At 75.0% G+C, this 11,278-nt stretch carries 11 protein-coding genes and 1 tRNA gene; 8 read left to right on the top strand and 4 right to left on the bottom strand.

The features are described from left to right. Positions 1 to 3 precede the first annotated feature (3 nt). Positions 4 to 777 carry a thioesterase II family protein gene (locus IE321_RS08180; RefSeq protein ID WP_190222310.1) on the top strand — a complete coding sequence of 258 codons (774 nt, stop codon included), beginning with the start codon at positions 4 to 6 and terminating at the stop codon, positions 775 to 777. 100 nt (positions 778 to 877) lie between these two features. Here the strand turns inward: IE321_RS08180 and IE321_RS08175 are convergent, their stop codons facing one another. Further along, the gene (locus tag IE321_RS08175; RefSeq protein ID WP_190222309.1) at positions 878 to 1,801 is read right to left on the bottom strand and encodes a LysR family transcriptional regulator; all 924 of its coding nucleotides are present in this window, start codon (positions 1,799 to 1,801) and stop codon (positions 878 to 880) included. Positions 1,802 to 1,977: 176 nt separating this feature from the next. Here IE321_RS08175 and IE321_RS08170 point away from each other — a divergent pair, with 176 nt between their 5' ends. From IE321_RS08170 to IE321_RS08150, 5 genes are all read left to right on the top strand, one after another. Further along, the gene (locus IE321_RS08170; protein WP_190222308.1) at positions 1,978 to 3,423 is read left to right on the top strand and encodes an MFS transporter; all 1,446 of its coding nucleotides are present in this window, start codon (positions 1,978 to 1,980) and stop codon (positions 3,421 to 3,423) included. A gap of 164 nt (positions 3,424 to 3,587) precedes the next feature. Further along, entirely contained in the window at positions 3,588 to 4,487 is a 900-nt protein-coding gene (locus IE321_RS08165) for an AfsR/SARP family transcriptional regulator (protein WP_190222307.1), read from the top strand. Next, positions 4,477 to 5,439, top strand: a complete 963-nt coding sequence (gene pheA, locus IE321_RS08160; RefSeq protein WP_190222306.1) for a prephenate dehydratase — start codon at positions 4,477 to 4,479, stop codon at positions 5,437 to 5,439. The genes IE321_RS08165 and pheA overlap by 11 nt, the downstream gene beginning before the upstream one ends. 15 nt (positions 5,440 to 5,454) lie before the next feature. Beyond that, complete coding sequence (locus IE321_RS08155) at positions 5,455 to 5,607, top strand: hypothetical protein (RefSeq protein WP_190222305.1); 153 nt, start codon at positions 5,455 to 5,457, stop codon at positions 5,605 to 5,607. Between the two features lie 99 nt (positions 5,608 to 5,706). Next, positions 5,707 to 5,794: transfer RNA gene (locus tag IE321_RS08150), tRNA-Leu, on the top strand. Positions 5,795 to 5,863: 69 nt separating this feature from the next. Here the strand turns inward: IE321_RS08150 and IE321_RS08145 are convergent. The 3 genes from IE321_RS08145 to lplAB form a co-directional block, all read right to left on the bottom strand. Continuing rightward, positions 5,864 to 6,670 (bottom strand): S1 family serine peptidase, encoded by an 807-nt coding sequence (locus tag IE321_RS08145; protein WP_226652793.1) that lies wholly within the window; start codon positions 6,668 to 6,670, stop codon positions 5,864 to 5,866. A gap of 62 nt (positions 6,671 to 6,732) precedes the next feature. Then, on the bottom strand, positions 6,733 to 7,635 hold the full coding sequence (locus IE321_RS08140; protein ID WP_190222304.1) for a hypothetical protein: 903 nt from the start codon (positions 7,633 to 7,635) through the stop codon (positions 6,733 to 6,735). 20 nt (positions 7,636 to 7,655) lie between these two features. After that, positions 7,656 to 8,711, bottom strand: a complete 1,056-nt coding sequence (lplAB, locus tag IE321_RS08135) for a lipoate-protein ligase LplAB (protein ID WP_190222303.1) — start codon at positions 8,709 to 8,711, stop codon at positions 7,656 to 7,658. A gap of 155 nt (positions 8,712 to 8,866) precedes the next feature. On the opposite strand from lplAB, the gene IE321_RS08130 reads away from it, so the two are divergent. After that, positions 8,867 to 9,715 carry an inositol monophosphatase family protein gene (locus IE321_RS08130; protein WP_043224012.1) on the top strand — a complete coding sequence of 283 codons (849 nt, stop codon included), beginning with the start codon at positions 8,867 to 8,869 and terminating at the stop codon, positions 9,713 to 9,715. Positions 9,716 to 9,837: 122 nt separating this feature from the next. Further along, a complete protein-coding gene (locus tag IE321_RS08125) occupies positions 9,838 to 11,271 on the top strand; it encodes a phytoene desaturase family protein (protein ID WP_051842004.1) in 1,434 nt (477 codons plus the stop codon). The last annotated feature ends 7 nt before the right edge of the window (positions 11,272 to 11,278 follow it).

Genomic DNA, 11,278 nt, shown 5'->3' with positions numbered 1-11,278 from the left:
GACATGGTGAACAGCCGCCCCACGACCGGCCCTTCGTGGACCCGACGGTTCCACCCGGCGCCGGACGCCGCCACCCGCCTGGTCTGCTTCCCGTACGCGGGCGGCTCGGCCGGCTACTTCCACGGCATGTCCGCCCGGCTCGCCCCGGCCGTCGAACTGCTCGCGGTCCAGTACCCCGGCCGCCAGGACCGGTACGCCGAACCGCCCGTCGACGACATCGGCCGGCTCGCCGACGCGGTCACCGAGGCCCTGCTGCCCGAGGCGCGCGACAAGCCCCTCGCGCTGTTCGGGCACAGCATGGGCGCGACGGTCGCCTTCGAGGTGGCCCGGCGGCTCGAACGCCGCGGCATCACCCCGGCGGCGCTCTTCGTCTCCGCCCGGCGCGGCCCCGCCACGGTCCGGGAGGAGACCTTCCACCTGGCCACGGACGCGGACCTGGAGCGCGAACTGCGTGCCCTCGGCGGCACCGGCACCGACGTCCTGGACGACGAGGAGATCCTGCGGATGGTCCTCCCCGTGGTCCGGAGCGACTACCGGGCCGCGGAGACCTACCGCTACGAGCCGGGCGGCGACCTCGGCTGTCCGGTCGTCGCCTTCGCCGGCGAGGGCGACCCCAAGGCCACGGTGGCCGAGGTCCGCGACTGGGCCCGGCACACCACCGGCCCGTTCGAGCTGACGGCCTTCGGCGGCGGGCACTTCTACCTCAACGAGCACCAGGTGGCCGTCGCCCGCGCCGTCCTCCGCCGGCTCGCCCCGGCCGCCGCCCCGCGGCGCTGAGAACCGCCCGCCGGGTCCGGACGCCCCCCCCGCCCGGAACCCGGCGGGCCCCTTTCCGCACCCCGTCACGCAGGGTGACCGTCAGCGGGGGTGAGGACCCCTATCGGCCGGGCCGATCCTCCGCCCGGATCCCGGTGGTGAGGGACGTCCGGGCCAGCGCGAGGAACCGGTCCAGACTGGGCACGGCCTCGCGCCGGCGCCGCCACGTCATCGTCGCCGGCACCCGCAGGTCGGCGTCCTCCAGCGGGAACGCCAGCAGGTCGCCCCGCTCCACCTCGCTGCGCACCGCCATCTCGGGCAGCAGCGCCAGGCCCATCCCGGCGGCGACACAGGCGCGCAGCGGCGCGATCCCGGACACCTCCGCCTCCAGCCGCAGGCTGTCCGGGCCCAGCTCGGCCGTGGCCCGGTCGAACATCTCCCGGAAGCCGCACCCGCGCTGGGTCGCGAGGAACCGCTCGCCGCTCAGGTCGGCCCCGCGCACCCGCTCCCGCCGGCTCAGCCGGTGCCCCACCGGCACCGTGACCAGCAGCCGCTCCTCGAAGAGCACGCTGCTCGCGTACTCCTCGTCCTTCGGCGGGGCGTCGAAGGTGAAGCAGACGTCGAGGTCGCCGCGGCGCACCGCGTCGTACAGCTCCCGCCGGTTCCCCACGTCCACCGTGACGTCGACCTTGCCGAACAGCGCCCGGTACTCCGCGAGGATCGGCGGGATCGCGTGCGTGCAGAAGGTCTCAAGGCCGCCGATGGCCAGCTCTCCGGTGGGCTCCTCCGCGTCCAGGGCGCCGACCGTCGACGCCTCGTCGACCAGCAGCAGCACCTGGTCGGCATAGGCCCGCAGCCGGATGCCGGCGCCGGTCAGCCGCAGCTTCCGGTGGGACCGGTCGAAGAGCCGGGTGCCCAGTTCGGCCTCCAGCGCCTGGATCTGCTCCGTGACGCTGGACTGCGCGTAGTGCAGTTCCGCCGCCGCCTTGGTGAAACTCAGACTCTCCGCCACGGCGCGGAAGGACCTCAGATGACGGATCTCCATGGGCGACGCGAACCTTCCCCCGGGTTCAGATGTGCATCGGTCTCCTCGATACCACGCATCGTAACTGCCCGCTTCCCTCCGGTCGGGGGCGGCGGCAGGCTGGATACGGCGAGGTCGTCGGATATGACGGCCTCGTGCTCGTTGAGCATCTACTGCGTCATTCCTGGGAGTTACTCATGGCAATTCCGGCCACCCGGCCGAACACCCCCGCAGGCGTCCCCGGCCCGACGGAGGCCGGCGACGGTCCGGCCCGGTCCACCAAGGGCCTCCTGCTCGGTCTCGCGCTCGGCTACTTCATGGTGCTGATGGACACGACCATCGTCACCGTCGCGCTGCCGGACATCGGGCACAGCCTCCACGCCGGGCTCAGCTCCCTCCAGTGGGTGTCCAACGGCTACACGCTCACCTTCGCCGCGTTCCTGCTCACCGCGGGCACCCTCTCCGACCGCTTCGGCGGCCGCCGGGTCTTCCTCGTCGGACTGTGGACCTTCGGGCTGATCTCCGCCGCCTCCGCCCTGGTCGGCTCCGTGGAGCTGCTCGTCGTGGCCCGGGCCCTGCTGGGCGTCTCCGGCGCGCTGCTGCTGCCCACCTCGCTGGCCATCGTCGCCAACTCGTTCTCCGACCCGGCGGCCCGGGCGAAGGCGCTCGGCACCTGGGCGGCGATCACCGGTGTCGCGCTGGCGGCCGGCCCCCTCGTCGGCGGCGTCCTGACGGACTCCATCGGCTGGCGGGCCATCTTCCTGGTCAATGTCCCCATCGCCCTGGTGAGCATCGTGATCACCGCCAAGGGCGCGGCGGAGACCGGCCGCAACACCGCCCGCGGGCTCGACCTGCCCGGGCAGGTCTCCGCGATCGTGGCGCTGGGAGCCCTGACCTTCGGACTCATCCAGGCGGGCGGCGCGGGCTGGACGGCCCCCGAGGTGCTCGGCTCCTTCGCCCTCTTCGTCGTCGCCGCGGGCGTCTTCATCGCGGTGGAGCGCCGCGAGGCCACCGAGCGGCACACGCCGATGCTGCCGCTGCGGCTCTTCCGCAGCAGCACCTTCTCGGCGGCGCTCTTCGCCGGACTCCTGATCAACTTCGCGCTGTCCGGCGTGCTGTTCACGCTCTCGCTCCTCTTCCAGCAGGGCCGGGGCTACTCCGCCTTCCTCGCGGGCCTCGCCTTCCTGCCGCTGACCCTGCCCACCGCCTTCAACCCGATCTTCACCGGCCGGCTGGTCGCCCGGATCGGCCCGCGCACCCCGGCCACGGCCGGCTTCGCGCTGATGGGCGTCGGCACCCTCGTCCAGGCGGGCACCACGTCCGACTCGGCCGTGTCGGTGGCCGTCAGCTCCCTCGGCCTGCTCCTCCTCGGCTTCGGCATCTCCTACGCGATGCCCTCGCTCGTCGTCGCCGTCATGGGCTCGGTGCCCCGGGAGCTGTCCGGCATCGCCTCGGGCGCCCTCAACTCGGCCCGCCAGACGGGCGCCGTGGTCGGCGTCGCCATCCTCGGCTCGATCCTGAACGGCGCGTCGTCGATCGAGGCGGGCACCCGGGTGAGCGTGATCGCCTCCGGCGTCCTGCTGCTCATCGGATCCGTCGTAGTCTTCGGCTTCGTCGGACGGGGGCAGCAGAAGGCCGCCTAGCGGATCCCGCCGGGAATCCGGACGACACGAGGACGAAGTGCCCTGCGCGGGGCACCGGGGGTGGGCGCGGCAAGGGGGCCGCTCTCCTCAGGTCCCCGGGGCCCCGTGCGGGGACCGAGTACGGGGGTCTTTCGATGGAAATCGGACTGCTGGGTCCACTCTTGGTGTCCTTCGAGGGGAGACAGGTTCAGCTCACCGCCGCCAAACAGCGCACACTGCTCGCCCTGTTGGTGCTGCACGCGGGTCAACTCGTGCTCACCGACTCGATCGTGGACGAACTCTGGGGCGAGGCGCCCTGTCTCAGCGCGGCCGCCACGGTCCGCACCTACATCTTCCAGATCCGCAAGGTGATCGGGCGTCTCCTGAACGGTTCCCGGAGCGATCCGCAGGAGATCCTGCGGGCCGCCCCCGGCGGGTACGTGCTGAAGACGCCCGGCACCGTGTCGGACGCCGACCGGTACGAGAAGTCGGTCGCCGCCGGCCGCGAGGCGCTCGCCTCGGGCGACTACGCCGCGGCCGGCCTCAGATTCGAGAAGGCCCTGGGGCTGTGGCGCGGGTCCGCGCTGATGGACGTACGGACCGGGAGCAGGCTCCAGGCCGCGGCCCAGCGCCTGGAGGACTCCCGGCTGATCGTCCTGGAGCACCGCGTCGACGCGGACCTCCGGCTCGGCCGCCACCGCGAACTCCTCGGCGAACTGGCCGGCCTCTGCGTGGACCATCCGCTCCACGAGGGGCTGCACGCCCAGTACATGCTCGCCCTGCACCGCTCCGACCGGCGCTCCGACGCGCTCGCCGTGTACCGGCGGCTGCGCACGGCGATGATCGAGCGGCTGGGCCTGGAACCCGCCGCCCGCGTGCAGAGCCTCCAGCAGGAGATCCTGCGGACCGCCGTCCCCGCGGACGTGCCCGAACTCACCGCCCTGCTGCACGCCCAGTCCCGGACGATCGGCGAACTCACCTCCCGCATCGCGGAGATAGAGAGCCGGCTCGGCATGGAACTGCCCCGGACCCGGCTCGCGTCCGTCCCGGCGCGGCAGGAGAGCGGGGACCGTCATGCGCGGTGAGTCGCGGTACGCCTACTTAGGCCCCGAGGGGACCTTCACCGAAGCGGCGCTCCGACTGCTGCCCGAGGCCGCGGGATCGGTGTACGCCCCCTTCCCGACGGTGGGTTCGGCCCTCGACGCGGTGCGGACGGGCGACTGCGTGGGCGCCGTCGTCCCCCTGGAGAACTCGGTGCGCGGCGTGGTGCCCGCGACGCTGGACGAGCTGGTGTCCGGCGGCGTCCCGCTCCGCCTCGACGCGGAGATCGAGGTGCCGGTGACCTTCGCCCTGATGGCCAGGCCCGGGACGGAGCTGGCCGACGTCCGGCGGGTCCTCAGCCATCCGCACGCCCACGGCCAGTGCCACCACTGGCTCGCCTCGCGGCTCCCCGGAGCCGAGGTGCGCCTCGCCGCCTCCACGGCCGCGGCCGCCCGGGAGGTCGCCGAGTCCCCGTCGCCCGGCGCGCGGTACGACGCGGCGATCGCGGCGCCCGTGGCAGCCGCCCGCTACGGCCTGTCCGTCCTCGCCTCGGGGATCGGCGAGCGCTGGGACGCCGTCACCCGCTTCGTCTCCGTGCGGGGAGCGGGACCGTGGCCCGTCCGCACCGGCCGGGACCGCACCTCGATCGTGGTGACCGCGGACGGCGCCCACTCGGGCGCGCTGGTCGACATCCTCGCCGAGTTCTCCACCCGCGGCGTCGGGCTCACCTGGATCCAGTCCTGGCCGACCGGCGCGGCGCTCGGCAGCTACCACTTCTTCCTCGACCTGGACGGGCACGTCGAGGAGGCCGCCGTCGGCGACGCCCTGATGGCCCTGCGCCGCCGCTCGGTCGAGGTGTGCTTCCTGGGCAGCTACCCGTACGTCGGCACCACCCGCCCCGCCACCGGGGACCCCCTCGTCCCGGACCCGCCCGGCACCACCCCGGAGGCGTGGCTCCACTCCCTGCGCGAGGGCGCACCCGCCCCCGGGCCCTGACCGTCCCCGCGCACCGTGCCGCCGTCCACCGCACGCGCCGCTCCGAGAGGGGGGCACGCGGCGGAGGGCGGCGGCCTGGAGAAGCGGATGCGGGGCGACGTCTTCGGCATGCGCACCGACGCGTTCGGCGTGGTCCGGCTGGTCGACATCGCCGGCCAGCCCTCCTGACCCGCTCTGACCACCGGAAACGTGGGTGAGAAGCACCTCGAACACCTGGTAGATTGATGTTCGTCGCCGCAGGGGAAACCAGCGGTCGACCAACACCTTGTCCGGGTGGCGGAATGGCAGACGCGCTAGCTTGAGGTGCTAGTGCCCTTTATCGGGCGTGGGGGTTCAAGTCCCCCCTCGGACACCATCGACGACGAGCCGTGCGGGCCGGTGAGAACCGGCCCGCACGGCTCGTTCTCGCATGTGCCGCGACCGGTCACGGGACCGGCGGGGCGACCCCCGTGACCCGGCGGATCCAGGGCAGGTGGGCGGAGACCCTCGTGTTGACCGCGGGGGTGTCGGTGGCGCAGCCGCGGCCGTAGGAGACGAGCGCGGCCAGGGTGGGGCGGCCGCCGGGCGCGCGGTGCACCAGCGGGCCGCCGGAGTCGTAGACGCAGGTGTCGCGGCCGGGGGTCCAGGTGCAGAGCTGGGCCGGGGTGAGGCCGTCGACGCCCCGGAGGGCGCAGGCCGCGTTGGACAGGGTGTCCAGGGTGACCGCGCGCAGCACGGGGGAGGGGCCCTCGCCGAAGGAGGTCGCCCCCCAGCCGACGGCCTCCAACCGGGTGTGGGTGAACGATTCGGCGACGGTCGGGAGCGGGACCGGGCGGACGCCGGCGTCCGGGCGGACCGGTCCGGACAGGGTGATCACGGCGAGGTCGTTCTGCTGGGTGCGGCGGTCGTAGCCGGGGTGAAGGGTGAAGCGGGCGGGGCGCGCCGCGCGCGGGGGGCCGGACTCCGCCGCCGTGCGCAGGTCGTGCGCGCCGAGGAGCACCGCGACCCGCCCGGTGTCGGCGTACGAGCCGGTCAGGCAGTGGGCGGCGGTCAGGACGTGCCGGGGGCCGATCAGGGCGCCGCCGCAGAACTGCCGGTGACGCGCGACGTCCACCAGCGCCGCGACGTAGGGGTACGCCCCCGGGGCCGCCTCCCGGCCGCCGACGATCGCGCCCGCCTCGCGCGGGGCGACCGGCGCGGTCGCCAGGAACACCCCCAGGAGCGCCGCCGTCAGTGCTCTCGCCCGTCCCAAGGTGCCCTCCGCGGCCGTCGGTCCAGCATGTCCACGACGTCAACGAGCCGGGCCGGGGCAGGTCACCCGTCCGCGTCGGGCCGCCAGCCGGGGACGTGCGCGGCGGCCGCCTCCTCCCAGGCGCGGACGCCGCCCGGGAAGGGCCACGCGCGCGTGCGGTCGGGGGAGCCGGCGACCCGCTCCAGCTCGCCCGCGAACCGGCGGGCCGCGCCGGCCGCCCGGGTCCCGCGCAGCGGGCCGTCCTCCAGCGCCGCCATCCGCTCCTCGTACGCCCGCACCAGGTGCTCCGAGTACCGCGCGACGTCCTGCGCGCCGACCGCCCGGGACAGGACCAGCACCTCGGGCCGGCCGTCCTCCGCCAGCGCCGCCACCAGCCGGTCGTGGCCGTCCAGGACGACGGGCACGTTCAGGCCGCTGATCCACCACGCGAACACCGGCGGCAGCACGCCCTCGCGGTACTGGCGGCGATACGCCCGCACCCGGGGCGCCCCGGGCCGGGACAGGGCCCGCAGCGGCAGCAGGTCCCGGGCGTCGCCCTCCGGGTCGCCGTAGCCGAACCACGTGAGGTGGCCCCGGTCGCGGTCGTGGGGGAGCAGGTGGTCCCAGTGCCGCTCGACGAACCAGCCGGTGGCGTCCGGGCCCAGCCGCCACGCGCCCGCGTGCAGCGGTCCGGCGTCCGCCGCGCGCAGACCGGCCTCCGCGTGCGCCGCCCACCGGTCCCGCCACGCCGCGCCGCCGGGCGCCGCGAACTCCGCGTACTCCCGGGCCCGTTCGGCCCGCAGCGGGGCCAGTGGCGAGACGTGCCGGCCGGTCCGCGCGTAGTGCACGCCCCGGTGCGTCACCCGCTGCCGGGCGAAGAGCACCGGCACCGGTCCCCGGCCGGCCGTCTCCCGCACGAGCACCAGGCGCCGCCCGTCGGCGCACTCCATCCGCAGCCCGGGCCGCACCGGGAACTCCACTCGCATGCCCGGAAGCCTAAGGCGGATCAGGGCACCCGGGCGGTCCACTCCGGGGACGAGAACTTGGACCCCGCCAGCTCCTCGGCGGCGGCCAGCTCCTCCTCCGACACCCGGCCCTCCGTCAGGCCGTACCGCTGCCGGAAGGAGGCGATCATCCGCTCGATGACCGCCTCGCGCGGCAGACCGGTCTGCCGGCGCAGCGGGTCGACCCGCTTCTTCGCGCTCTTCGTGCCCTTGTCGGACAGCTTCTCGCGGCCGATCCGCAGCACCTCGGTCATCTTGTCGGCGTCGATGTCGTACGCCATCGTCACGTGGTGCAGCACCGCGCCGTCGCCGGTCACCATCCGCTTCTGCGCCGCGCCCGCGATCTTTCCCGCCTCGGTGGCGATGTCGTTCAGCGGCTGGTACCACGCCGTGACGCCCATGTCGCCGAGGGCGCCGAGCACCCAGTCGTCGAGGTAGGCGTAGCTGTCCGCGAAGGTCAGGCCCTGCACCAGCCGGTCGGGGACCGACAGGGAGTACGTGATGGTGTTGCCGGGCTCGATGAACATGGCGCCGCCGCCGCTGATCCGGCGCACCACCTGGATCCCGTGCCGCGCGGCGGCCTCCGGGTCGACCTCGTTGCGCAGCGACTGGAAGCTGCCGATGACGACGGCGGGGGCGCCCCACTCCCAGACCCGCAGGGTCGGCGGACGCCGGCCGGCCGCGATCTCGGCGGTGAGCACCTCGTCCAGCGCCATGTGCAGGGCGGGGGACTGCGGCGGCTCGTGGATCAGCTGCCAGGCGTAGTCGGTCCAGTCGGTGGCGTGGGCGAGCGCCCGTCGGACCGCGATCCCGACGCCCTCGCTGGTGAGTCCGTACATCTGCGTGCCCGGCGGCAGCGCCGCGTCGATGCGGGCCGCGAGCCCGGAGGCGTCGGTGTCGGCGGGCGCGCCCTCCAGCGCGCGGTCGACGGCGAGGATCGCCTCGTCGGGCTCCAGGAAGAAGTCCCCGGCCACCCGCACGTCGCGCAGCACCCCGTCCTCGACGTCCAGATCGACGACGACGAGCTTGCCGCCGGGCGCCTTGTACTCACCGTGCACCGTTTCGTCCCCTTTCCGCGGATGAGGGTGATCCTAGCCAGCCGCCACGCGTCCCCGGCGACGCGCCCGCCCCGCCCCGCGGGCGCCGCCCCCGCGCGCCCGGTCCCGGCGGAGGCCCTGTACCGATCGTCGGACCCGCGTGCTTAGCTGGGCACATGATCGATTCCTTCCTTGAGCACGTCCTCGACGGCGGCACGACCGAGGTGGAGGAGGCGGTCCGCAAGGCGGCCGCGGCGGAGATCACGCCGCGCTTCCGCCAGCTCTCCGAGCACGAGATCGTCGAGAAGAACGGGCCGTACGACCTGGTGACGGTCGCCGACCGGGCCGCCGAGGAACACCTGACCGCGTCCCTGACCGCCCTGCTGCCCGGCTCCGTCGTGGTCGGCGAGGAGGCCGTGCACGCCGACCCGGAGCTGTACGGCGCGCTGCGCGGCGACGCGCCCGTCTGGATCGTCGACCCGGTGGACGGCACCCGCCAGTTCGTCCAGGGCGACCCGGCCTTCTGCACCCTCGTCGCCCTCGCCCGGCACGGCGAGCTCCTCGCCTCCTGGACCTACGCCCCGGCCCTCGGTGAGCTGGCCGTCGCCGTCCGCGGCCGCGGCGCCACCCTGAACGGGCGGCCGCTCCGGTCCGGCTCGCCCGCCCCCGGCGCCGCCCTGGAGGTCGCCACCTCGCACCCCGACTACACCACCCCGGACCAGAAGCGGGCCCTGCTCGCCCTGGCCACCGAGGGCGTCCGGCCCCGGCCGTGCGGCTCGGCCGGACTGGAGTACCTCGCCGTCGCCCGGGGCGCGCTCGACGCCACCGCCTTCAGCTGGGAGTACGCCTGGGACCACGCGGCCGGACTGCTCCTCGTCACGGAGGCGGGCGGCGCGCACACCACCGTCGCCGGCGAGCCCTTCCGGATCGCCGGGGACAACGCGCTGCCGTTCACCGCGGCCCGGGACGCGGCCACCGCCGAGCGGATCCGAGCCCTCCTCGCCTCCGGCCCGGCCGGGGACTGACGCGTGCTCACCACGCCCCGCCCGCCGCGGAACCGGCCCCGGACCGGGTGCGGCGCCCGCGCGGGCGGGTCCGGGCCTATCCTGGGGCCCGGCGAACCGCCGGCCGACGTGAGGAGTCCGAGGTGACGTCGCTGCTCGATGCCGTCGTGGTGGGGGCGGGGCCCAACGGACTGACCGCCGCCGTGGAGCTGGCCCGGCGCGGACACTCCGTGGCCGTCTTCGAGGCCAAGGAGACCGTCGGCGGCGGAGCCCGTACCGAGGAGCTGACCCTCCCCGGCTTCCGCCACGACCCCTGCTCCGCCGTCCACCCGCTGGGCGCCGGCTCGCCCGTCTTCGCGACCATGCCGCTCGACCGGTACGGCCTGGAGTGGCTCCACCCCGAGCTGCCCATGGCCCACCCCTGGGACGACGGCACCGCCGCCGTCCTCTCCCGCTCCGTCGCCGAGACCGCCGCCTCCCTCGGCCCGCGCGACGCCGGCGCCTACCGCCGGCTCGTCACCCCCTTCCTCGGCAAGTGGGACGCCCTCGCCCGGGACTTCATGCAGCTGCCGCTCACCGCGCTGCCCCGCGACCCGGTCACCCTCGCCCGCTTCGGCCTCCTCGGCCTCCGGCCCTCCACCTGGCTGCTGCGCCGCTTCCGCGACGAGAAGGCCCGCGCCCTCTTCGCCGGCATGGTCGCGCACGTCATGGCCCCCCTCGACGGCTTCGCCACCTCCGCCGTCGGCCTCGTCTTCGCGCTCGCCGCGCACGCCGGCGGCTGGCCCGTGCCCCGGGGCGGCTCCCAGGCCATCCCGGACGCCCTCACCGCGTACCTCACCGAACTCGGCGGCACCGTCCACACCGGCTTCGAGGTCAAGCGCCTCGACGACCTGCCGCCCGCCCGCGCCTACCTCTTCGACACCTCGCCGACCGCCCTGGCCCGCATCACCGGCTTCGGCGCCCACCACTACGCCCACTACCGGTACGGCGCCGCCGCCTTCAAGCTCGACTACGCCCTCGACGGACCCGTGCCGTGGACCGCCGAGGCCGCCCGCAGGGCCGGCACCGTCCAGGTCGGCCCCACCACCCGCGAGATCGACACCGCGCTGCGCCAGGCGTCCTCCGGCACCGCCCCCGACACGCCGTTCCTCATCACCTCCCAGCCCACCCTCGTCGACCCCGGCCGCGCCCCCGAGGGCAAGCACGTCTTCTGGGCCTACGGGCACGTGCCCAACGGCTGGCGCGGCGACCTCACCGACGCCGTCGAGCGGCAGATCGAGCGCTTCGCCCCCGGCTTCCGCGACCGGATCCTCGCCCGGGCCACCGCCGGACCGCCCGAACTCGCCGCGCGCAACGCCAACTACATCGGCGGCGACATCGCCTGCGGCGCGGCCGGCGGCCTCCAGCTGCTGCTCCGCCCCACCCTCTCCCCGTGGCCGTACCGCACCCCCCACCCGGCGGTCTTCCTCTGCTCCTCCGCCACCCCGCCGGGACCCGGAGTCCACGGCATGTCGGGGCACAACGCGGCCAAGGACGTCTGGCGCCACCTCAGAAACCTGGACGCCCGGGGAACCTAGACTCGGC

It is taken from the genome of Streptomyces hydrogenans (assembly GCF_014656075.1).
GTDB lineage: Bacteria > Actinomycetota > Actinomycetes > Streptomycetales > Streptomycetaceae > Streptomyces > Streptomyces hydrogenans.
Note: the sequence above shows the minus strand (reverse complement) of the source record. Positions and strands in the feature narration are given on the sequence as shown.